Source organism: Fusicatenibacter faecihominis (genome assembly GCF_020686945.1).
Taxonomy (GTDB): domain Bacteria; phylum Bacillota; class Clostridia; order Lachnospirales; family Lachnospiraceae; genus Limivivens; species Limivivens faecihominis.
The window spans coordinates 1-24650 of the sequence record NZ_JAJEPR010000043.1 but is presented as its reverse complement, the minus strand read 5'-3'; the positions used below and the strand labels follow the sequence as shown (position 1 = coordinate 24650).

Sequence of the window (24650 nt, the reverse complement as noted above, 5' to 3'; positions counted from 1 at the left end):
TCATAAGTGATGACTGGTGTGTCCTGATCACGGTAGGAAAGGTCAACATATCTCGGCTCTTTGTCCAGCACATAACCATGGGCTGTTTTTACTTCCTTCACATAGTATTTTCCAGCCGGGAGATCTCCCATCTGTGCAATACCATTGGAATCTGTGGTAATGGTTCCCACTTTTTCATCGGTTTTGAAATAATCTTCACTGACACCATCTGCCGCTTTAATATCTTCCGCAGCAAATACATCGAACGTCACATCTGAAAGGCTTCCGGTTACATATTCAAAGAGATGCTCCACAATACCTTTTACATTGTCCAAAAGTGTTACCTTATCCAGAAACTCTCCATTTTTGTTGATGATCAGAAGTCCTGTCGGTACTTCATCTTTCATCTCTACTTTCTGAATCTCGGCGGTATCTTCCAGCGTGAACTTCACATCCGTTGCTTTCAGATATCCATAAGGTGCCATTTCCTCACGAAGAGTGTATTCCTCTCCAACTGTCAGGCGTTTGATCACATGTGGCTGATCTTTTACAGACGTCCACTGATCCACAACATTTCCTTCTTTATCAAGAACGGTGAGTTTTGCCCCGTCCAGCTCCACACCTGTTGTTACATCAGATTTCGTGATTTCTACTGTTGTCGGCTGGTTCTTTTTCACAGTTTTCAGTTTTACTGTCTTCACATCCTGTCCCTGGTAAGAAGCATCCAGATTCAGAACTTCATCAGAGGATACAAATCCCGCCGGTGCTTTTAACTCCTTCACATAATACTGTCCAAGCGGCAGATCCAGCGTACATGCTGCAAGACCATCGTTATCAGAAGTCATTTCCTGCAACAGTGTGTCTGCTTTCACGATTACTTTTCCATCCGCCTTGATATCCGCTTTGTTAAAGATACCAAAGACAGCTCCAGCTACGGTTGCACCATTTTCTGCATCCTGTTTTTCTACCTGAATTGCAACTTTCTGGCGATCATCGCCAACCGTCACTTCCTCTTCAATCACAGGTGTATCCTGATTGGCATAGACAAATGCGACTTCTGATCTGTCATGGTTCAGGACGAATCCTTCCGGTGCAGTCTTTTCTACCACATAGTAAGAACCAAGCGGCAGGTTATCAGCAACTGCTTTTCCGTCTTCCCCGGTCGTTACCGTTGTTACCAGTGCATCTTTTGCATAGATCAGCTGTCTGTTTCCGTTTTCATCTTTCTGATAATCCGGTGTATAGATATTTTCAGCTGCATAGACATGAAATGATGCACCCTTCAGGTATCTTTCTTCATAAACAAAATCCTTTTTGAATCCGGTCAGCATTTCACCTTTTTTATAGATCGTCAGCTTTCCTTTTACCGGATGGTTCTCGTAATCTACCGTAATAATGGCATCTCCGCTCTCAGAATCCATCTGGTATGCTGTGTTTGCATCCACCGCAATCTCTACATAGTTCTTATTGATTGTGTACCCTTCCGGTGCATTAACTTCCTCAATCCGGTAATGTCCGATCTTCAGATTCTTCGGCATAATCAGATATCCCTGACTGTCCGTAAAATAGGACTTATGGGTTGTTGTCACTGGGTAAGTTGTTACCTGTTCCACATACTTCTTGCTGTCCAGGTCGTACACTTTAAATTCTGTTCCTGCAATCAGGACGGATTTCTTTGTTTCATCGTCTTTTTTCACGATTTTCAGTTTTGCCTTAAACTCTTCATCCAAAAGCACTCGCCAGATCTGTGGCTCATTTGGATGATGCTCTGTGATATTCACTTCAAAATCATCGACTGGCTTGTAGTTGTGCGGTGTTGTTGTCTCACGCACGATATAGCTTCCAAATGGTAATGGAATACTGCAGGCATAACCTTTTTCATCTGTGAAAATCTCAGTTGCTCCATTTTCTCCACTCACTACTGGTTTTGCAGAATCAAAATCATAACTTCCATCTGCTTTCTTTGTAAGGGAAGATTTCAGATAAACTGTAAATCCAGCTCCGGATAACAGATCTGCATCTGTCTTTCCATTGTTGGCTGCTTTAATGATCTGGAATGGCTGCTTGATGACCTGCTCACTGGAAGTGCACTCTCTTTTTACTTCTGCTGTCATATCTCCTTCATAACTGCACGTAAGATCATGCTCTTCTGTATCTGCCAGGTATCCGGTCGGAGGTGTAATCTCTTTGATATAATATTTGCCAAGATACAAGCCATTTACAGAAGCCTGTCCTTTGTCATCTGTTGTAAGAGAAGCTACCTGTTCTCCTGCTTTATAAATAGTTCCAGTTGCTCCGTCCGGATGCACGATATCTTCACGGGCATACAGACCATAAACTGCACCTTTCAGTGTGGCATCTCCCTGTGGTACTGCTTTTCCTGTTTCTTTATCAACTTTGAATAAATTGATTTTTGCTGTCACACGGTCATTGCTGAAGATATGAGCAAATGATACGGTTGCTTCTTTATCATTGGTGTAAGAAAACTTGAACGTATACACATCTTCTGTATTTCTTACATAGCCTTCCGGTGCCTGATCTTCTTTTACAAAATAGGAATATCCAATCGGAAGATCCGCTGTGAATTTTGCATTCCCATCTGCTCCAGTAGTTGCTTTCTCAATCAGTGTTCCTTTTTTCACAACAACGGTTCCATCTGCATTTCTAATATCATCGGATGCATACAGAGCAAAAATACCGCCATTCAGGGGTTTCTTGGTGTCTTTATCCTGTTTTACTACGGAAACATCTGCTTTCTGTCTCTCGTTGTTAAAAGTCACATCTGCAAATACAACTTCTTTATTCTGTCCGGCATAGGTCAGAGTCACTGGCTTTTCTTCGCTGCCGTTATAGAAATTGTCCGGTGCTTTTGCTTCTTTTACCACATAGGTTCCAAGATGCAGGTTTTTCAGTGTGACAGAACCATTCTCACCTGTTGTCAGGTTCTCTTTTACCAGATCACCTTTGCTGTACACTTTTGTGCCATAAGCAGTTACGATATCCGCTCCGGCATACACGTTATATACTGCATTTTTCTGTCTGCGGTTTTCATACTGAAATACCGTTCCATTTTCACTGACATCTGCTCTGGTAAGAACCTGTCCTTCTTTATAAATGGTAAGCTCTGCCAGCTGTTCCTTATTTTCCACGGTTACCGATGATGTCTTACTTGCTACCAGTTTTACATTTGTTGCCGTTGCATTTACTACATATCCCTGTGGCGCTGTGATCTCTTTCAGATAAACGGTATCCTGTGTCTTGATGATTGTAACAGAGGATTTTCCATTCTTATCTGTTGCCGGCATCTGAGTGATCAGCTTTGTACATGCCTCATCGCTGTATATACCGAATACTGCACCAGAAAGATTGACATCCGCTGTATCGTCTTTCTTTACGATTTCGATCGTAGCCTGTTCAATCCAGGACACTTTTAAGCTTACATATTTTTCATCAGCAACACCTTCTCCAAACACAAATGCCAGATCCTGAACACTTGCATTCGTAGTCAGTTTATATGCTGAATAATCTTTTGTAATACTTCCCTTCATTTTTGCAGAAAAAGTAGCACTTACATCTTTTGTCTGTGTCAGAGGCGCTGAAAGATAAAACGTGGTTCCTCCTCCAATTGTTACGCTTGCACCTGCCGCACTTACATTTCCAGTAGATACATTATGGAGCTTTACTCCTTTTGGTAAGTCCATGGTAATTTTCTGCTGGGAAGATGCGTTGAACTTAATGTTCTCCGTTCTCTGAACATTTCCATCTACATAAGCCTTTACACTCGGCTTTGAAAATGACATCGCTACATCTGGTATTTCTGGCTTATTCACACAATAATTATAGAGTTCTTTTGCCAAAGCCTCTCCTGTAGCATTGGTTCCGTAAAAAGCATCACTGCTTCCATTGGCATACGATGCAGCCATGTGAATAATGATGAATCTTTTTCCTTCTGAAAAATCCGTGTGTTTATTCGCAAAAAAGCTTTCGCTTCCTGCGGCATCTGTACCGTAATAACACACTTTTGCTAACGCCTGATTGTCTCCAATCTTTGTGATTGTATAATTTCCAGATCCAGGTCCTGGCTTAGCAGGCTGTACACAATACGCAACTGCTCTGACGCTTCCGTAGCTGATATAGTACGGCTCTGTCAGATAGGTTCCAAGATTATAATCTGCATATCTATACAGTGGTCCTTTTTCAATTGTTACCTGCTGTGTACTTCTTGCTGAATAAGCCGAAACTGCTTCAAATGTTGCAATCTCTCCCTCTTCCATAGCTTCAAGATCCACGCCTTCTTCTCCTGCCTGTTCCAAAACATCATGAAGCTCTAACCCTGATTCTTCATCATAGGTATCCTGATTCTGTGCCTGCTCTACTAAATCATCAAATTCATCAGCGTCAATATCGGTAATCTCCGAGTCTGTTTCTGAATCCTCCGCTTCCTCTGTCTGCTGTTCACTGCCAGCTGTTTCGGATTCGGTCATTGCTTCACTCCCAGACGCCTCTTTCTGCGCTTCTGTTTCTTTCTCACGCACAATCAGTTTTCGGCTGATCTGGTACTTCGGATGCTCCTGATTTACCGGTTCCACATAATAGACCGCTTTGTAAGTGTCCGCATGATCTGTCGTAAAATCCTCATTCTTATCATTCTTTGCTTCCTCAAATGTGACTTTAACCTTGTTATCATCCTTGATTTCCAGTCCGGTATAATCTGATTTCACATCAAATACACTGCCTGTTTCAATTTCATAATCTTTGGCAGTCACCACCTCATCTTCATCCAGAAGGTCTTTCACTTCCTCATAAAGTGGAGGTTTTTCCTCTGGCTGGATCTCCGCTGCATATGCAGTCATCGGAGATAACACTGTACTAAGCATTGTCATGCCTACCAGCAAGCCAGATACTACTTTTCTAAAATTACCTTTTTTCTTCATGCTAAGGTCCTCTCTTTCATATATTTGTATTAAAACAGACAGTCCTTAGACTGCCTGCAATACACTACTTATCGTTGTGGGAAAATCAGATTGAACTGTACATTTCCCTCTCCGGGATCAACCATCTCCACAGTTGCTTCATACTGTCTCCCTGTTTTTCTGGATACCAGATCCTTATAATGGATTTTTCCTTTAGACAGGAACTTCTTTGCTGCCGTCTTATCCATCTTTTTCCCCTGGCTTGCAAGGAATTTATCATTCTTCCATAAGGTAAAAGCACAATTCCGGTCAGAACAGTAAAAGTTTATTTTCCCTTCCTTGACATCTGCTCCACATCGGGGACATTTGCCAATGACTTCTCCTTTTGCCTTTCCTTGAAATCGGTCTTTCTTTTCTTCTGAAATCCCCTGATACCTGGCAACCAGTTCCTGCATCAGCTCTGTAATCCCATTTAAGAATTCATCTGCTGTCTCTGTATTCTGGGCAATGTGATTCAATGCCATTTCCCACTCTGCGGTCATCTTCGGAGATTTAATCTCGTCCGGCAGAACCGTAATCAGTACATTGCCATCATCTGTCGGCACCAGATTTTTCTTTTCTCTTTTCACAAAACCAGACTGAATCAGTTTTTCAATGATTGCTGCCCTTGTTGCCGGAGTACCAAGTCCTTTCTTTTCCGTATCTTCGGTCAGCTCTTCATTTCCTGCACGTTCCATCGCAGATAGCAGGGTATCTTCTGAAAGCTTTTGTCAAGGGGGTGCGTGGATATTTTTCATATTACTTACGCAGATTCTCTCTCTGCTTCTGCCTGAATAATGCGTTTCAACCTGTCCTCCGCAGTCAAACCGCTACTATGGTCAAAAAACACTTTGACTTTATAATTTGTTTTGCCTTGCTTAATCACAAAAACTCCATCCGGTTTGTTTTTCTCCGAATGGTTATTTTGGGTGGGTAGTGTACTGTTCACAATATTTGTCATACGATATTCCTCCTTAAATGAAAAAAGCCCGACAAGGAAAGGTCTGACAACGAAGTTCCGACAACGGACATCAGAAAACCTTTTTTCTTTATCGGGCGATACTATCTTTTTACTATTTCCTTTTTCTTTATAATATTGGTTGTCATGGTTGTCAGAGAGGGAAAAGTGCCGCAATATCAAGGCTTTCGGGATTTTTACCCGACAACCAGACCGACAACCGGCTCGACAACCGAAGCGACAACTGGCTTTTATTTTTGCTTCAACCATTCTTCCGGAAGCCCTAACTGTTCCATTTCCTCTGTCGGGATTTCTTGAAAACCATCCATGCTGTTGTCAGGCTCGTTGTCGTTTCTGATACGCTCCCAGCCTTTTTGTCTGCGGTAAGGCTCTGGAAAATACCTCGGATTGCTGAACGCCCTCCAGCCTGTGACAGCGTTATTCATAATGTCATTGATCTCTCGCAGTTCCCATTGTTTCGGTTCGTCATAATCATGCCCCAGTGCTTCTTTGTAAAGCTGTTTGGAGCAGACTATGCTGCCGGAATAGCGTTCCAGATAATCTAAAATCTGTCCTGCCTTTGTGTCCTCCGGCATAAAGTCCTTTTGGTGGGCTTTCAGATAAGCGTTCATAGCCGGACTGAATCTCAGACGGAAATTGCCGCTTCTGTAAATCTCCATAGCTTCTGCCCACATCTGATTGATATACTCTCTGGAAGCCTGTTCATCCGCCAAAATATGAACCTCAGCCCTTTCAGGATAGACCATAACCGGAACGAAGCGGCGGTTGCCTGTTCGGTCAAGGGGAAGAAAGTCAAGGGTATTAGAAGAACCTCCAAACACACATTGTCGTTTTCTGTCTGCCGGATGTGTTTCATAGGGTATCTTATAGGTTTCCTTTTGTCGGCTCAGAAAGGACTTGATTTCTTCAATGCTCTTAGCGTTGGCAGTTGCAATCATTTCCGACATTTCAATAATCCAATGCCCCTGCATTTTGCGGTACACATTTTCATCATCCAGCTTTTTCAAATCATCAGAGAACCAGTCATCATTGACCGCAAGCAAACGGAAGAAAGAGGACTTTCCGGCTCCCTGACCGCCTACAAGACAGAGCATTACCTCAAATTTACACCCCGGCTTAAAGGCTCGTGAGATAGCACCCAACAGAAACAACTTCAATGCTTCATAGGTGTAATCATCTGTATCAGAACCGAGAAAGCGGTGCAGACAGAAGCGTATGCGTTCCGTTCCGTCCCATTGCAAGGCATTGAGAAAATCACAGACAGGGTGGTAACGGTTTTCATTGGCAATAACCGCAACTGCGTCTATGATTTTCTTCTCTACGGTCAATCCATAGTTTTCTTCAAAATATAGGAGCAGATATTTCACATCCACATCCGTCAATGTCGGGCTGTCACGATACCAACCGAGGGGCTTCACAATGTCGATTCTTTCGGTCAGAAGATTTTTTCGGATAGCCCCTTTCAAAAGCGGGTCATATTGCAGAACACGCTTATAATTTGCGGCAGTATTATAAACCTTACCTTTCTCGCTCTGCTCTAAGCTGTTTCGGATTTCTTCTACTGTGCATGGTTCTGTCTGCTGACAGTTCTGCAATTCGCTGTTCAAGTTTTAACACCTCCTTTCTCTGTTCTGCCACAAGTGCTTTTCGTTCCTCCAATGAACCATACAGAAGAATATCAAGCAGATATTCGATATAGTTCTTCTTATGCAGTGCTTCTGCAAACAGGGGATTCCATTCCTCATCCGGCTGTTTAGGAGCGTATTTCTTTTCCCATTCTCTAAGAAGATGAAAATAATCCGTCAGCACCTTGTAGCAATGATTTTCTCCTTTTTGATACTTCTGTTCCGGTGTCGGCTCACGAATACGAGGGCGGACACTGGGCTTTTGTCGGCTGTCATAGTTAAGACCAAAATCTTCAGCAAGTTTGACAGCAGCTTCCCTCAGCCCGATACCGAATAGCTTCGCTGTGAGATCAACAGCGTCTCCGGTTGCTCCGCAGCCAAAACAGTAATAGCGTTCATCCAGCTTCATACTGGGGGACTTATCTGAGTGAAACGGACAGCACGCCATACCTGTGCGACCCACTTTCAAGCCATAGGCTTCTGCGGCTTGTCGGGCAGTAACATTTTCTTTTACAACTTCAAATACATTCATGTGACTCCTTTCCTGAAACGAAAAAAGCACCTGTCATTTTCAAAACGAAAACAGCAAGTGCCTTAGAGTTCCATATTTAATTTTAGGTGCAAAAAAGCAGGAGACCTTTTCAGATTTCCTGCTTAGCAAAGCTGTGAAGATTTAATTGTGGTTGGGTTGCCAGTTATACAAACTGGAAATTTTCTTTTTAGAATGAATTATTTAATTTCTACAATAGCACCATATTTCGTATGCGGAAGATATTGTACCTTTAAATAAGTATTTTTATCAATATACCTTGAAAATACTGTGATTTCGATTTCATCATCTTTAACTTTATCATATAGAAAAACACTTCTTCTTTCAGAAGATATATCTGCACCACCATGAGATTGTTCAGTTACATATCCTTCTGCATAACTATACTGTTTGTTTATGATGTAAGGCATATCTAAAACAAAATCTTTCAAATATAAGATTAAAAGAATAGCTACTATAACAAGAATGGTATTAGCCAATCGAAGAAATATTATATCATTTTTTCCAGTATATTCTTTTTTTATCGCTTCTTTATCAAAAAATATCGAATAGATAAGTTTTCTTTTTTTAATTAGATAGATAATGCAAGCAATTAACGCTATAACAAATAATGAAACTCTTATAAACAATCTAAATATAGCAAAATCCATAATATCATCCCCTTAAACTTCAAGTTTGTTGCTTACATTATACTTCATCAACCTAAAGAATGGAAGATTTTTTCTTGCCTCCCAAAGCAAAAGCACCTGTCATTTTCAAAACGAAGACAGCAAGTGTCTTAGAGTTCCACATTCTATTTTGAGTGCAAAAAAGCAGGAGAACTTTTCAGATTTCCTGCTTAGTAAAGCTGTGAAGATTTAATTGTAGTCAGTTTTTCTTATACCATCCGAAATTTATACTTTAATGTTCTCTCATAACAAAAATCAATTTTGTCCTCCAACAAAAATACCGTTTGGGGGATTATCCCATATAAAATTATCCTCAGCCACTTCGCTCTCCAATGCAATTTCAATTTTATATATCCCCACATTTTGGGCATTTTCATCATCCTGACTATACATATAAAAATTCATACAATACCTTTCCTTCTCTGTCAATATGAGATACATACCATCCAATTCCGTTTTCCTTTTACCATAGTTGCTTTCACTTGATGATGCACAATCGCCCTCAAACCTTTGGATACTGCCCTCAATATAATCGAAAAAAGCAGAGATTTCAGTGTCTAAATTCTCAATGTTCTTTTTGCTTTCTTCGGAAAATAGAGATTTTAGTTTCTCTGAATCCTGTTGCTTACATGCCTCGATAATTTGTTGACACATCTTATCCGTTTCATTTTGTTCAGAGCTAAACCAGTCATTGAAATATTTGTTAGAGCAGCCTGTTAAACCGAGTATAATAATCACACTGGAAAGCAACAATACTTTTTTCATATAATTACATCCTTTACTGAATAATTGCAAAATCACTTATTGGATTAAGGTCATTACAAAAAATTTCTTACTATCATTATACTTCATCAACCTAAAGAATGGAAGATATTTTCTTACTCCCTAAAGCAAAAGCACCTGTCATTTTCAAAGTGAAAACAGCAAGTGCTTTAGAGTTCCATATCCTGTTTTTTGCTTTTTGCCTGATCCGTCCGGCTGACTTCACGCTCTGCTATTTCTTTCTTTTTGCGGCTCAACTGCTCTATAATGGAACTTTTAGCTTTCTTCTTGATTTGCTCCGTTCCGGCTTTTTTGACCTCCGGTTTCATCAGCGTGGTTTGGATTTTCTGAATGGTTGATTTCATAGCGTTTGTGATTCTGGCAATCACGCCATCCAATCGTTTCACTGCATACTCAACTTCTTTCTTTGAAGCCTTACGCTCAGGGGAGAGAACCCACGCTTTAGACTGCTCCACCAGCTTAATATCCTCCTTGTGCGTTTCCAGTTTTACAGTATCAGCAACGACCTCAACCGCCTTGTCATAGGCAATATCGGCAACCTCGTCCACCAGAGCTTCCACATCTTCAATCTTCATCGTGAGTTCTTCCAACTTTTGCTCCTGTGCTGCCAGTTGCTCCTTTTGCTTGAAAAGAATATAGTCCTGTTTTTCCAGATAAGCACGACCACCATATTCGGGTTCTTCTTCCAGTTGTAAGCCATGCTTTTTCGCCACATCGAACAGCAACACTCGGCAGGCTGAATCGAAAGTCATCTTGCGGTTATTTTTTCTTCCGACAGGCTTCTCCGGTTCCGGCAGTTCAAATCCCAGTGCTTCCAAAGCCTTTTCCTGTTGTGGGGCAATCTCCCCATATTGATTTTCACAGTCGAACACATGACGCTCGTGAATATGAGGGGTGCTTTCATCCAAGTGCAGCGCCCAATTCAGGATATGGACATGAGAGCCGAAACGCTCATTTACGATTTCCATAAATTCTGTGACAATCTCAATGAGCAGTTCCGGTGGAACATGATTATCAAGTGTTCCAATCTGATAGACCGTTTCCTCTGGACAGGTCTTTTTGCTTTTGAGCAAATCACCGGTTTCCTTATTCCTTTCAGGGTGTCGGTTCTTCACATTTCTTTCGTTCTGTCCGGTTACAAAATCACGATACCGCTGACGATAAAAAAGCTGTTCCACATCTTCAAAAGTGGCAGACAGCTCATTTTCCTTATCGGGATTTTTGAAATTGCGGAAGCCATTGTAACAGTCCCAATAGAGATTTTGTTTGGCTCGTTCTTCGTCAATGTGTTCGCTGTTGGCAATGTCAAAACTGCGGTCATTGTGCTTCGGATTATAAACGCCATTCTTTCCAGCTCGTCCATTGTGCCTTGTTAATTTCACATGAGTTCCTCCTTTTCTTTTTGATTTCCCCGACAGGGGAGAAGGGCAGCGAAGCTGATTCCTTGCGGCTTTCTGCGTCAAGTAATACCCAGTACTAAGTGGCGAAACGCCACTTAACTGGGCAAGGCTGCCGCCCTTGACCTGCACAGGGGTATTGCATTCCCTGTACCCATGCACAAAGGGTTGCACCCTCTGTACTCCCGCCCGAACAAACTGACTTCGCCCCGTCTCAAGCTCTGTCAGTTCCTTCGGTTTTGCAAAACAGTCCACCGGACTATTTTGCAAAAAGAAAAACCGACGCATGATCGCTTTACGCTCAATACATCGGTTTCTTCATCTGACCTTAACGGTCATATTCAGTTGTGGCAGATTAGCCAATTTGAAAAATTATTCTGGCACATCTACTGAGTAGCTCAGACAATCGCCTCTTTTATTGCTTTCCAAATCGTTATAATACCACATATACATCGTTCTACCATATTCTTCATATTCTATAATTCCATCTGGCTTTTGACCCTCTACTTCTAATGAGTAAATTTCTTTATCATGTGCATAGCCAAAAACGAATCTGGTATCTGGATAATTTGGATTTAAGTCTTGTTGAATATCACTTATTGTTAAAGATAAATGGATAAATTTTTTGAAGTCTCCCCCATAAGTGGTATCTGGTGTAGTGGCAGATGGTGTGGCATTTACAAACGCATATTGTGTACTTTCATTTTCTATCTGTTTTTTGCAGCGTGCAATCACAAAACCTTGAACGGGATCGTTATCACTTCCTGCTCGATAGAAAATCGTATCATACTGTTTGCCATTCCATATATGCAATATTTCATCAACATGATTAAGAAAATCTTCTGGAGCTGATAAATCTTCATGTTCTGCTTTTAAGGGGGAATTCAAAATAGCTTCTTCGATAGAATTATAATATGTAAGTTTAGAATCGTCTTTTCCATTATCTGTCAACTTAAACTCGATATACTCATTTCCTTTGTTTTCTTCTTCCGGAACATAAGTATAACGACCATTTTCAATATGGTCATCATAATCAACAAACAGTCCAATACATATCAGCGCTGCAAAAATCAAAAAAACTATTCCTATAACGATTAGCAATATTTTCAAAAATTTTTTCATACAAAAGTCCACCTTCTTGCTTCATTTCAGTAAATTATATCATACCGATATGAACAATTCAATTTACACTCTATCAAGTAGTTTTTTTACTTACCTGTAACGCACATTTCTGCAAAATCCATAGTCCCCGATACTTTCCTCACGGGTGATATACAGTCGGAATTCTGTCAGCTCATGAAATAAGAAAAACCGACGCATGATCGCTTTACGCTCAATACATCGGTTTCTTCATCTGACCTTGACGGTCATATTCAGTTGTCTAACATCGTACTGTTATAAAATCTATGTCATTTACGATTTTTCTTATGCTGATTTGCCCAGTAAGATTTTACAGGGATTCTTCTTCTTTTTATGTCCTCCATAAATTCTTCTTTGTCAATATTACTATCAATGGTAAATAATTTTTCTCCATTTACATATACACGCATAGAACCTTTCTTTCTCTCGCAATAGGTAATATCTTCAAAGTGAAAAGTTCTCTTTCTTCCAAAAGTTGAACGCCATGTGATTTCATCTCCGTTCACTTCCAGTTTCCACATAATCATGTTCAATGAGCCGATTAAAGAAACAATAAAGAAAATACTAAAACCAATTGGTGGCAATAAATCATCTTGTTGAATAGCACTGGCTACCGTAGCTCCCCCAAAAAGAAACACCGCCAATACAAAAAACATAGTAAGTACTTTTTCGGTTTTTATTATATAATGCGTCCTAATTATTCCCTTTTTCTGTTCTTCCTCTCGTTCTTTAGCTCTCTTTTGTTGAAGATTTACAAGATATTTCAAAAGAAGAAGTACAACTAAATAGGGACCTATTTGTGTAATTATATTCAAACACATTCGTAAAAAATTATTCATTTTTGCCCTCCATAGTTCCAGCTATATAAAAATGATTGTTTGAAATCGAGTATTAAAAACCTCAATTTTTCATATCTCATTATACTTCATCAACTTAAAGAATGGAAGAAAAAATTTTGTGTACAGAGTTCCTGTTCAAGCCTTGTAACGCACATTTCCGCAAAATCCATAGTCCCCGATACTTTCCTCACAGGCGATAGGCAACGGTCAAAACATCAGGTCTGCACCTGACATTTTAACCGCATATCAGCCCTGATTATCACATTATCCCTGCTGGCTGTTCAGCCCATGCTTTTTCGCATATTCGCTGGCTTTCTGTCTGCGTTCCTCACTGTAAGGCGGCAGGAAACGGATAGACAGACGGGACTTTGCCAGCTCATAAGAAACACCGCCTTGAACATTGGATTTTTCCAGTCGGCAAAGGTCAGGGTACTTCTTAGCAAAAGCAGCCAACCTCTTTTTCAATCCGGCGTTGTGGGTGTAGATATTTGCCTTGTCCTCGCCCTCATTAAAGAGAACGATTGTTTCTTTCTCAATCTTCGTCAGTCTCGTCATAGCAGCCCTCCCTATGGTTTTTCAACACACGCAGCTTGCAGTAAAAGCAGCGATACCACCTTTCAACACCCTCAGCACTCAGCTTGACGGAAAGCATATAAAACAGCTTCTTCGCCACTGGATCGGGTGCAAGGGCAGCTACCATACGCAAACGCTCGACAGTTGCTTTCAGGTTCGGACAGCCAAAGGCATAAAGGGCTTCCATTTCATTCCGGTTCATCTTCATTGTGTTTTCCTCCTTAAAGTTTGATAAATGAAAAGCGACAGACACTTCATAAGGAAATACCTGTCGCTTCGTTTACGATACAAATTTGTTGGTTTTGGACTTGATAAAATCAGCAGTAAATCATTTCCTGTCTGATGATTTCTTCGGCTCGGTTACGGATAGAGTTCATGGACTGTACCCACAACATCTGATTGTCTGCTTTCATGGTTTCGGTCACGCCCTCGGCTTGTTTCATCTGCTCAATGATAAGGCTGCACCTTTCCGTTGCCTGTTCGTCCAGGTCAGCAAGGTAAGTATGCAGTTCGCCGGATAAACAGAGGGCAGAGAACCTTGTAGGGCGGTACTGCTCCAAATATGTCCTGTGCAGTCTGCCCCACATACCGATAGGGCGGTGTTCCTCCGGTAGCTTCAAGTCCGGCACATAGTAATCGCCCACAAGAACATAGTCCAGACCGTTGCTTTTGTCATGGATTCGTGATTTCAATTCTGTCATGCTATTTTTTCTCCTTTCACTTTTTGCCGATTTGATTTGCTTGTGACGTTCTGTTCAACACACACATTGCTATCAGAACTTTTTTCTTCTGCTATACGCTCATGCTCCGCAAATTCTTTTGATTTCTCACGAATCTTTTTCATATACTTACGATTGGATTCTCGTTTTCTGCGAAGTCGTTCCGCCTCTTTTTCAGCAGCAATCCTTTCTTCCTCTGTTGGTTCATGCTGCTCCACAGGTACTTGAAATTGCCCGACATAGTTAAGATATATCTCCACCTCTGTGGTGCGGTCTGCACCTTTTCCTTGTGGCTCGTGAACCAGAATTTTGTCGATAAATTCATTTATCATGGCAGAAGTAAGTTCTGTAATATTCTCATACTTTTTAACCAGCTTTAGAAAACGCTCCACATTATTTTGACCGCCTATAATCCGTTGCATATCAGCGGTGTCAGTCTCAATAATCTTGTTCAGCTCGTTCTGCTCATTTTCATAATCAGTAAGCATACTCTGAAAAAGTCTGTCCGGCAATCTTCCAATCACATTATCTTCATAGATTTTCCTGATAAGCATATCCAGTTCGTGAACTCGCTTCTGATTTCTTTCAATGCGGTTTTTTACAGTTTCAGAAACAGCAATATCTTTCATCGCCGATTCTTCTTGCAGAGAATAAACAAACTCCCGCTCATTCAAAGAAACATAATGGCAAGTCTCCTGTATGGTTTTCAGAATGATGCTTTTAAGTGCTTTTGTTGAAATATGGTGGCAAGTACAATGTCGGTCATACTTCTGATAAGCAAGATTATATGTGGAACATTCATAACAATCTGCCGGATTGGAATAACTTGTCCTTTTTTCGCCTTTGGCAGTATAGTATATTCTTTCTCGCCCTTTCCGCTGCCTGTGATTATACATCGGCGCACCACAATCAGCACAGTAAATCTTTCCGGTCAAAACATTAGGCTCGCCCATAGGATCTGCTTTTCTTACATTCTGTCTTAACTTTTGAGCAAGCAGCCATGTTTCTTCATCGACAATAGGCTCTTGTGTATCATCAAAAACCACCCAATCTTCCTTATCTGCCCTTTTCGTCTTTTTGTCCTTATAGGAATTTTTGAATGTCCTGAAGTTGACAGTCTTTCCGATATACTCTGGTCGGGCAATCAGAGTAGTAACCTGATTTCCTCGCCACATATACGGATTTTCTTTGTCATAGTTGCTTGCATGATTTCCAAGTCCCTTTTTGCCAAGATAATAAGATGGTCTTTCAATTTTTTCTTCTGAAAGTTCTCTTGCTATCTGATAAGGTCCTTTTCCCTCAATAGTCATGCGATAAATTCTGCGGACTACTTCAGCAGCTTCTTCATCAATAATCCAATGGTCGGGGTTTTCGGGGTCTTTCAAATAGCCGTATGGTGGGATATTACTTGTATGAGCGTTGCCGGAAGAACCTCTGGATTTCAGTACAGCTTTAATTTTCTTACTTGTGTCCCTGACAAACCACTCATTCATGATATTCAGAAAAGGGGCAAACTCACTGGTTTCTTGACGGTCACTGTCAATACCATTATTGATTGCTATAAATCGAACTTCCTTTTCTCTAAACAGAATGTCAGTGAAAAAACCTACTTGCAAATGGTCTCTGCCGATTCTGGACATATCTTTGCAGATACAGGCAGTGATTTCTCCGTTTTTAACACCTTCAACAAGTCTGTTCCATGAAGGTCTGTCAAAGGTCGCTCCACTCCAACCATCATCGGTAAAATGAACAAGATTCGTAAAACCATGTTTCATAGCATAATCTTCAAGCATTTGCTTTTGATGAACTATACTGTTACTCTCTCCAGCATTATCATCATCACGAGACAGTCTTTCATACAAAGCAGTAATGCCATTGCTTTTATCTTTTTTTCTTCTCATGCTGAACTCCTTTCTTCAATTCCTATCCACTCCTTACGCTCACAAAATATCACATCTGTGTACTGTTTCGGTGGCTGTGTAAAATGCTCCGATACAAAAGAATCACAGGGACCATAATGCTTGCCTGCCCAAATATCCAGCTCCTGCTCTTCTTTCTCAATCTTTACTCCAAAGAACTGTTTTAATTTATTTTCGATTGCCTTGAATCCTTCCTGCTTTGTTTTCTTTGCTGTGAAATAAAACGTATGATAATTACAGGTAATCTGACATTTATGGCTCTCATAAATATAAGGATCCGCAGTTGCTGTCAGTACCCTGGCACTGATCAGATACAAAATCTTGCGGTTTCGTTCTTTCAGTTCACCAATATCTGCTTTGGCTACTTCCATGGTTGGGATAATCGCATGGTGATCGGATACTTTCTTTGAATTTAATACCTTACTCACATCTGGTTGATATTTCAGACCTTCAACATAAGGCATTTTCCCAAGTAACATCAGAATCAGTGTTTCAGTGCTTTCTCCCATCTCATCTGTCAAATACTGGCTATCTGTTCTCGGATAGGTGACAAGCTTATGCTCATACATCTCCTGCACGGCATCCAATGTCTGCTGTGCGGTATAGCCAAACATTCTGTTTGCTTCCCTCTGCAGAGTGGTCAGATCATAAAGTTTCGGAGAGCGGACCGTTTTCTCTTTCACATCATCCTTCTCCACTTCGCACATACGCTCCATACAGTCCGCAGCCACTTTATCTGCATCTTCTTTTTTCTGAAAATGCTCTGTGACCGCATCCATCTCGTCAAACTTGATATGAGCCATATAATATTTTTCTTTGGTAAATTCCTTAATCTTCTGATTTCGATCCACGATCATGGCAAGTGTCGGTGTCTGCACTCTTCCAACTTTTAGATTCTGGTTATACAGAACGGAAAAAAGACGGCTCGCATTGATTCCCACCAGCCAGTCTGCCTTTGCCCTGCAAAGTGCTGACTGATAGAGACTGTCATAACACGAACCGTCTTTTAATGACGCAAATCCATCTTTAATTGCCTGTTCCTCCATGGAAGAGATCCATAGCCGCTTCATCGGCTTTTTGCATCCTGCCTGCTCATACACCAGACGGAAGATTAGTTCTCCTTCCCGCCCGGCATCTGTAGCACAGATTACTTCATCTACTTCGGAATCTCGCATCAGTTTTTTCAAGATTCCAAACTGCTTTTTCGTACCTTCCAATACCCTGTGTTTCCAGCATTCCGGCACAATCGGCAGATCATCATATCTCCATTTTTTATATTTTTCATCGTATTCCGATGCATCACATAATCCAACCAGATGTCCTACGCACCAGGAAACGATATAACCGTTTCCCTCCACGTAGCCATCTTTTCTTGTTCTGGCTCCAAGCACGGAAGCCAGCGCCATCGCAACCGATGGCTTTTCTGCAATCACTAATTTCATTTACTCCTGCTCCTCTTCTTCATCTTCCAGCACATTATCATTGAAATCTTCATCTCTCAGGATTTCCGGTTCTATACTTTCTTCCTGCTCATCTGCATCGTCTACTTCCCGCTTTTCAGATTCTGAATCTTCGGATTCATCTTCATCCTCTTCCATCTCATCCTCGTCATCATATTCATGCTTTGGTTTATAGACTTTGAAGTAATATCCTCCTGCCACAGCTCCGACTGCAACCAGTGCAATCAAAAGATACGTTCCAATTGAACTTTCATCTTCTGGCATCTGGATTTCATCCTCTACCTTATCTTTCTCATCTGTCTCTGTCGTTTCCGGCTTTTCGTCTTCAGCCTGTTTCTCTGGTTCTGCATAAACAGTATCTACTTCCGGAAGTGTCACGGAATCAGAAAGTGTGAAGTTCATCAGATCTTTCTCGCTGACTTCTGTAAGGAAATACACATTATCCTGAGATTTTGAATTGTCGATGATCAGATAAAAAATCTTACCACTCTTAGTTGAAATGGTATAAAACTCTTTTGTGCCTTCCGTAGCTGTTTTAGTAACAGAATCTGCTGTCTCGCCTTCTTTATTAAGCTGTTCCTCAATACCTGTCACTGTCCGATCATCCACGGTTCCTTTTGCATCTGTCGGCTCAGAAGCTTGTGCATCCTGCGGAAGCGGAGAAGTCGTTGTTTTTTCAGGCCCCGTTGCATCTACACTGGTCGTAGTTGCCATTGCACCATTGCTGTCACTGGAGGTTTTCTGTTTCTCTGCCTGCTTCTTTGCCCATTCATAATAAGGATTCTGCAGTACATACTTCTCAGAAGTATTTCCGGCACCATCCGTTACCGTGATTTCAATCTGTTTTGTTGTAAAATCTTTCTGTGTCAGTTGCACTTTCAACATTCCATCCTTCAAGTCTGTATAAGTGGTGCCATTAACTGTCACAGAAGCAATACCGGAAACGGTATCATTTCCCTGAATCGTCAGCACACCATCTGTCAGTGATGCAGAAAGTGTCGGCTTTTCCGTGTCATAACACTTAATAGAGCGATTCTGCTCATAGACCTTCCCCTCACCATCTGTCACACGCACATACACTGTCTGATTTCCTGTGATCGTGATACTTCCGCTTCCGGTTACATCCTGCCAGCTTCCATCTTTTCCTGCTTTTACTTCAATCTTTGCTATTGAGAAACCTTCAGGCATATGACTGGCATCTACCGTAACAGCAATGCTTGTTTCGCCCTGTTTCCAGCCATCTGGTTTCTCAATCGTGATTGCAGATGTGGTATTCTCAGCTGCATAAGCAGTCTGTGTCTGGAGCAAAGGTGTTGTCAGGCAAAGAAATGTCGTTGCTGCAAGCAGACTCTTTTTCACCCTGCTTTTAGTAGTTGTTCTCTTCTGTTTCATTTTTTCCAGATTCATCATCGGCTTTTGTTTCCTCCTTCTGTATTTCTACCCTGCCGGGCAACTCATTTTTCATTCTCTTTTTGAAAGCTTCCAATTCCGGAATGCTCATATCCATTGCACGGATAATTCTTACAATTTCCAGATTTTCCGCTTCTGTTTTTGCAATCTCCGCAGCCTTGAACCGCTTTAAATCTGCTTCATATCTGGCTTTGGATGCTTCCATTTTTTCCTTGGCTTTCTCATAATCTGCCGTTGCTTTTTCAAGACTTTTCATCTCTTTTCCTTTCCGGACGGCTGTTATACCGCCCTTTTCCTTACCATCGCCCGAATCCATAGAAATGGCTCTGCCAGTATGGAGAGTTGATGGACGTGTACTGAACCGGATGCCCACAATGGATCATCTGACCATTGCCCACATAGATTCCAATATGCGTTACTGGTTCTCCTGCATCGTAGGTTCCGGTAAAGAAGATCAGGTCTCCTGGCTGTGCATCTGACTGTGATACAGGTGTACAAATGTTGTACAATCCCTGTGCCGTCAGTCTTCCGGTGTTTCTAACCCCTGAATGAACCAGGCAATAACTTACAAATCCGGAACAGTCAAATCCGCTAGGAGAGTATCCGCCCCACACATACGGTGTTCCAAGATATTTTGCAGCCTCTTCCAGTAAACGTTGCGCTGCTTCACTGGTATATTCATTACCGCCAAAGCCTGCCCCTTCTCCTGTTTCCAGATAAAAGATCGGGTTCAACCGCTCTCCATTTTTCAAAAGTTCAATGTGAAGATGGCTTCCTGTAGAATTTCCAGTATTTCCTACAAGACCTATCACATCACCTTTCGTGACAGATGCACCTGCAGATACACTCCGGCTGCTTAAATGTGCATACCGCAGTTCATAGCCTTTACTGTCCTTGATTACAACATAATTGCCATAGCTGTCGTTATAAGCAGAAGTTGTAACCGTTCCGGTCAGCCCTGCCATCACTTTTGTCCCTTCCGGTACTCCGATATCCATACCATTGTGTAACTGATTTGCTCCTGAAATTGGATGAATCCGATATCCATAATAGCTGGTCACACTGGAATACCAGTTAAAATCAACTGGTGTCGCAAACATCTGTAAATTACCTTTCGTATCGTTATAAGCACTGAACAGTTCTTTCTGGAAGAATCCCAACCTGTCCTGACAGATTGACATCAGGTTTCCACTGGTCAATGTTACATTCAGCGTGTCCACATCTCTGGTTCTGGTCACTTCGACTTCATTGCTTCCGTTATCATCTGCAAGATAACATTCCCAGGTCTGATGTCCATGTGCAGATGCTGCCGCATGACTGTCATAATAGACATCAAATTGTACACCGTATCTTGCGAAAGCTCCGGTATCTTCTACGGTATATTCGACACCATTCATAACTACCTTTGTTCCCATTGGAACAAACGGATTGGAAGCATCTACCGCTAAGGTATGATTGGCAGTTGGATATGCTCCACTGGCAGTCGGTCCTCCGCTCCAAATACCACAACAGATTGGACAGTTACAATATCCACTGGTCACAACCTGTCCCAAAGATTCTCCAACTCTTACTGTTGCTGTCTCCGTTACAGTCTCATTGACTGCTTCAGTAGTCAGATGATATTGCTCTGCAAACAAGGCATCCAGCTCCGGCTTCACCTGCTCAAAGGTAAACTCCTCATATTTTGCAGACAGATAACTGATCAGGATAAACGGATCATGCTCTATCGGACCGATATCATAACGGTACTCATCATGTCCTGGTTCTTCAGATTCCATGTTGTTGATCCGCTCCTGCAGATTAGCTTCCAGCTGTGTGTAATACAGTTCCGCTTCCCGGATTGCCTGATCCGATGACAGATAACTGGTTCCTGTATAGGTGATCACATTTTGTAAAAACACTGCAGAGCATGACGTGACATTCGTTATGATCAGAAACATCAATCCGATCAGAACTGCTACACTGATATACACCTTCCGATTTTCTTTAAAGAAGTTGGTGACTTTGCCGCCAATCTTCTTGATATAATCAATCGTACCTTTTGCAGCTGTTCCTACTGTCTGTTCACTTCGCTTCGCTTTGGCATAATCCCGTTTGATCTGTTGCTTCTGAATCTGTTTTTTCAGTTTCTTCTGCTCCTGACGGGCTGCCGCCTGTGTCTGTTTCTCTTCCTGTCTTTCAAGTCTGCTTCTTTTTCTGGATGCCCTCCGTTTCCTGCGTCTGGCACTTCTCTTTTCAAGCCGGTAAACACCTTCGCCGCTTTCTTCTAACTTATGGGCACCTTCTACCGCCGCATTATCGTCTTCATTTTTGCTGATCTCACGGTGCAATGCTGCGGAAGCTGCACTTCCTGCTTTCTTGACAACAGAAGTTTTTTCTGTTTTCACAGATTCCTCTTCGCCAAATTTCAGTCGGGATTTTTTCTTACCAGAGTTCTCTCCATCCTGTGCATGATAGACCTGTGCCTTTTTCGAGTGGTTCTTCGCTTCTGTTTTCTTTTTAGCTTCCTCATAAGAAAACTTTCTGGCTTGTTCCTTCTGCTTCTGATGACGGAAATTCACGCCATCCGCATCCATCTGGTTCAGCTTATCTGTTTCCCTGTCATTTTTCACAGAAGCACCAGTTTCCTCATAAGCAAATTTCAGATGCTGTTTCTGCTTTGGTTTCTTACTGCCGCCGGTCTGCTTTCTCCGGCTATCCCCTCTGGATTCTGAAAGATCAGCTTTCTTTTCTCTCAATCTGCCAGATGAACTCTCTTTGGAAGTCTCTGACATTCTGGATTCTTTTTCAGCTTCTGCACGAATCCTTTTCCGGTTATGCTGCTTTCTGCTCTGTCCGAAGTCCTCACTCTGCTTCTCTGTCCGCATCAGTGCCGGTGCATCCCTAGATTTCTGCACAGATGGTCGGACTTTCCCACGCTGTTCTGGCTGTCGGGGAGACTTATCCACAAGGCTTACTTCTTTTTCTCCCTGTTTTCTTCCCATCTGCACATCGCTTGCACGGTTACTGACACGAACAGAAGATTTATCTGTCAGGTTTTCTTCCACCAGACCATCCCTGGTCATTTTATGAACTTTCTTATCCCTGACTTTCATTCTCTGTTCTGCCACTGCTTACTCCTCCTTCTTTGGATATCCTTTGCCTGCCTGTAATAAACAAAGAAAAGCGATGCCAAATACAGCACCGCCACAAAATGTCAATCCATATGAAATTACCTGTAACATTGTTTTACTCCTCCTGTATTACCCTGCTTCGGCTGTTTCCTCCGGGCGGGTTGTCATAATCTTATAAAGGGAATTCTTCGGGAATCTGTCTACAAACGGAATAATCACATTTCCATAGAACAGAAGTCCTTCACCCTCATTACTGTTGGTTACATAAGACAGCTGGGTTGGTGAAATATTCAACTGTTTAGCCAGAATCTGCCTGTCACCGGATGCCTGGTTGAGCATATAGATAAAATCAGAGTTTTCAAAAATATTCTCGATTTCCCTGGAAGCTAAAAGATCCTTAATGTTCTGGGTAATTCCTGTCGGAATACCGCCCCATTTACGGAATCGCTTCCAGATTTCCACGCTGTAGGCTGCTGTCTGTTCTTCTTTTAAGAGAAGATGGAATTCATCCACATAGTAACGGGTGGATTTATGAGCGGAACGGTTGATCGTCACTCGGTTCCATACCTGGTCCTGCACAATCAGCATCCCGATCTTCTTCAGCTGTTTTCCAAGCTCCTTGATATCAAAACATACGATACGGTTGTTGATGTCCACATTTGTGCGATGATTAAATACATTTAGGGAACCTGTAACGTAAATCTCCAATGAAGTTGCCAGACGCTGTGCTTCCGGCTCTTCCTGTTTCCGCAACAGATTATATAAATCCTCCAGTATCGGCATCTTCTCTGGCACCGGATCAGCGAGATATTCCTGATAGACCAGCCGCACACAACGGTCAATGATCGTCTTTTCTACCGGTTCCAGTCCATTCTTTCCACCGACAATCAGTTCACACAGGGACAGAATAAAATCTGCCTTTAAGGACAGCGGATTATCTTCCTCTGAATAATTCAGGTTCAGATCCATCGGATTGATATACTGGTCTGATACCGGTGAAATCCGGATGACCTGTCCGTGCAGTGCCTGCACCAGTGGATAATACTCGGCTTCTGGATCACAAATAATAATATCGTCCTCCGTAATCAGGAAACAGTTCGTAATTTCTCTTTTTGCTGAGAAGGATTTACCGGAACCAGGTGTACCAAAAATCAGTCCATTCGGGTTCTTCAGACGCTTCCGGTCAACCATAATCATGTTGTTGGATAATGCATTCAATCCATAATAAAGAGCTTCCCCTTCCTGGAACAGTTCCTGTGTCGTAAATGGCACAAAGATCGCTGTTGCCGATGTGGTAAGCCCTCTCTGAATCTCAATTCGATTGACTCCCAGTGGAATACAGGACATCAATGCTGCTTCCTGCTGATAGTCCAGCTGTTTTAAGGAACAGTTGTATTTTTGTGCGATACCCTGTACCTGGAAGATATTGTTATCCAGCTTCTGACGCTTCTTTGCGGTATTCATCACCAACACTGTCACAAGAAACATACGCTCATTTCTGGACTGTAAATCTTCCAGCAGATTCTTTGCTTCTTCCCCGTAGGTCACAAGATCCGATGGAAGCACATCCATGTCATACCCGGAACGTACCGCCCGCTTCTGCTCTTCAATCTTCATCTTATCCAAATCTGAAATCTTGCTCTTGATCATCTTGATCGCAGAACTCTGGTCAATGGACTGGATATGAATATTGACATTGATGCTGTCATCCACATCCAGGAAATCTGCAAGCATCCGGTCTGTAAGTTCCGGTGCCAGGATCTGCAGATAACTCACGCTTCCCATAGTCTTTCCCATCAGAAATGTCTGATTCTTGGAAAAGTTAAAGGAAGTTGGTGCAATAAAGTCTTTGGTCTTTAATCCTGTTTCCGGCAGCATCTTGTACTGGAACTTAAATGGTTCAATCCGATCCTGGTTGAACACATGATACAGAATCTCCAGTCGCTCCAGACCATTTAAGGAATGTGCCTGTGCTCCCAGAACTTTAAAGTTGTTCAGGATATCGGCTTCAATCCTTTCAAGCCTTGGTCTTGCCACCTTCAGGCTTTCTGCTTCGATTCCAAAAGTGATATACTTGGTTTTCACCAGACCATTGTTTCCCTTGGAAAGCTGATTTTTTAACATGGTCCGGTACTCCTCACGAATGGCATTGAAGTCATCGTTCTGATCCGGAATATCAATACTTTTCTCAAATTCAGCCACATCCACCTGCTGATTGATAAAGGACAGCTGCACACTGATGGAAGAATCAAAGTAATTTAAAAAATCACAGTAATTCTCAAATATCGTGGTCTTATCCTCATTTAAAGCCAGCTGATAATTGATGTCATAAAACTGAATTGTCTTAGAGAAAAAGGTCTTTGTCACCTGGCAGATACCATCCTGCAGCATCCGAATATACGGAATACTCTGCTGTGCAGTTGTAGGAATGTTTTTCTGTTTCCTACGATCCCGTTCCTGCTTCTTCCTACGCTTTTCCTGTTCTCTTTCTTTTCTGCTTTTTTTGTTTCTTCTTTCCTGACGGTTTCTTTTTTCCGCCAGGGA

At 41.9% G+C, this 24650-nt stretch carries 20 protein-coding genes; all 20 read right to left on the bottom strand.

Annotated elements, in window-relative coordinates; translation table 11 throughout:
* Positions 1 to 4913, bottom strand: a 4913-nt coding sequence (locus LKD71_RS15830) for a SpaA isopeptide-forming pilin-related protein (protein WP_227616165.1), incomplete at its 3' end; no start/stop codon positions are given.
* 68 nt (positions 4914 to 4981) lie between these two features.
* On the bottom strand, positions 4982 to 5629 hold the full coding sequence (locus LKD71_RS15825; RefSeq protein WP_255633126.1) for a DNA topoisomerase: 648 nt from the start codon (positions 5627 to 5629) through the stop codon (positions 4982 to 4984).
* 65 nt (positions 5630 to 5694) lie between these two features.
* Positions 5695 to 5892 carry a hypothetical protein gene (locus LKD71_RS15820; protein ID WP_003864557.1) on the bottom strand — a complete coding sequence of 66 codons (198 nt, stop codon included), beginning with the start codon at positions 5890 to 5892 and terminating at the stop codon, positions 5695 to 5697.
* Between the two features lie 248 nt (positions 5893 to 6140).
* A complete protein-coding gene (locus LKD71_RS15815; protein ID WP_044930255.1) occupies positions 6141 to 7517 on the bottom strand; it encodes a virulence-associated E family protein in 1377 nt (458 codons plus the stop codon).
* Complete coding sequence (locus LKD71_RS15810) at positions 7429 to 8067, bottom strand: CHC2 zinc finger domain-containing protein (protein WP_003864559.1); 639 nt, start codon at positions 8065 to 8067, stop codon at positions 7429 to 7431. Before LKD71_RS15810 ends, LKD71_RS15815 begins: the two co-directional genes overlap by 89 nt.
* Positions 8068 to 8264: 197 nt before the next feature.
* Positions 8265 to 8735: a hypothetical protein gene (locus LKD71_RS15805; protein WP_008394496.1), complete on the bottom strand. Its 471-nt coding sequence runs from the start codon at positions 8733 to 8735 to the stop codon at positions 8265 to 8267.
* A 273-nt stretch (positions 8736 to 9008) separates the two neighbouring features.
* Positions 9009 to 9518 (bottom strand): DUF5104 domain-containing protein, encoded by a 510-nt coding sequence (locus LKD71_RS15800; protein ID WP_008394495.1) that lies wholly within the window; start codon positions 9516 to 9518, stop codon positions 9009 to 9011.
* A 167-nt stretch (positions 9519 to 9685) separates the two neighbouring features.
* Positions 9686 to 11221 (bottom strand): hypothetical protein, encoded by a 1536-nt coding sequence (locus LKD71_RS15795; protein WP_008394494.1) that lies wholly within the window; start codon positions 11219 to 11221, stop codon positions 9686 to 9688.
* Positions 11222 to 11305: 84 nt separating this feature from the next.
* Positions 11306 to 12055 carry a hypothetical protein gene (locus tag LKD71_RS15790; RefSeq protein WP_005930799.1) on the bottom strand — a complete coding sequence of 250 codons (750 nt, stop codon included), beginning with the start codon at positions 12053 to 12055 and terminating at the stop codon, positions 11306 to 11308.
* 287 nt (positions 12056 to 12342) lie between these two features.
* On the bottom strand, positions 12343 to 12912 hold the full coding sequence (locus LKD71_RS15785) for a DUF6560 family protein (protein ID WP_035393633.1): 570 nt from the start codon (positions 12910 to 12912) through the stop codon (positions 12343 to 12345).
* Positions 12913 to 13176: 264 nt separating this feature from the next.
* Positions 13177 to 13467 (bottom strand): hypothetical protein, encoded by a 291-nt coding sequence (locus LKD71_RS15780; protein ID WP_005930793.1) that lies wholly within the window; start codon positions 13465 to 13467, stop codon positions 13177 to 13179.
* A complete protein-coding gene (locus LKD71_RS15775; RefSeq protein ID WP_005930789.1) occupies positions 13445 to 13693 on the bottom strand; it encodes a hypothetical protein in 249 nt (82 codons plus the stop codon). Before LKD71_RS15775 ends, LKD71_RS15780 begins: the two co-directional genes overlap by 23 nt.
* A 109-nt stretch (positions 13694 to 13802) precedes the next feature.
* Positions 13803 to 14186, bottom strand: a complete 384-nt coding sequence (locus tag LKD71_RS15770; RefSeq protein ID WP_005930786.1) for a TnpV protein — start codon at positions 14184 to 14186, stop codon at positions 13803 to 13805.
* Positions 14183 to 16105, bottom strand: coding sequence for a recombinase family protein (locus tag LKD71_RS15765; protein WP_227616164.1), 1923 nt, complete (start codon positions 16103 to 16105; stop codon positions 14183 to 14185). Before LKD71_RS15765 ends, LKD71_RS15770 begins: the two co-directional genes overlap by 4 nt.
* Complete coding sequence (locus LKD71_RS15760) at positions 16102 to 17565, bottom strand: DNA topoisomerase (RefSeq protein WP_227616163.1); 1464 nt, start codon at positions 17563 to 17565, stop codon at positions 16102 to 16104. The genes LKD71_RS15765 and LKD71_RS15760 overlap by 4 nt, the downstream gene beginning before the upstream one ends.
* Positions 17566 to 18993 carry a CD1107 family mobile element protein gene (locus tag LKD71_RS15755; protein WP_331466494.1) on the bottom strand — a complete coding sequence of 476 codons (1428 nt, stop codon included), beginning with the start codon at positions 18991 to 18993 and terminating at the stop codon, positions 17566 to 17568.
* Positions 18950 to 19249 (bottom strand): DUF4315 family protein, encoded by a 300-nt coding sequence (locus tag LKD71_RS15750; protein WP_227616162.1) that lies wholly within the window; start codon positions 19247 to 19249, stop codon positions 18950 to 18952. Before LKD71_RS15750 ends, LKD71_RS15755 begins: the two co-directional genes overlap by 44 nt.
* A gap of 40 nt (positions 19250 to 19289) precedes the next feature.
* The gene (locus tag LKD71_RS15745; RefSeq protein WP_227616167.1) at positions 19290 to 22088 is read right to left on the bottom strand and encodes a CD1108 family mobile element protein; all 2799 of its coding nucleotides are present in this window, start codon (positions 22086 to 22088) and stop codon (positions 19290 to 19292) included.
* A gap of 18 nt (positions 22089 to 22106) precedes the next feature.
* On the bottom strand, positions 22107 to 22217 hold the full coding sequence (locus tag LKD71_RS15740; protein ID WP_023922645.1) for a hypothetical protein: 111 nt from the start codon (positions 22215 to 22217) through the stop codon (positions 22107 to 22109).
* 18 nt (positions 22218 to 22235) lie between these two features.
* Positions 22236 to 24647, bottom strand: a complete 2412-nt coding sequence (locus LKD71_RS15735) for a VirB4-like conjugal transfer ATPase, CD1110 family (RefSeq protein ID WP_227616166.1) — start codon at positions 24645 to 24647, stop codon at positions 22236 to 22238.
* Positions 24648 to 24650 lie beyond the last annotated feature (3 nt).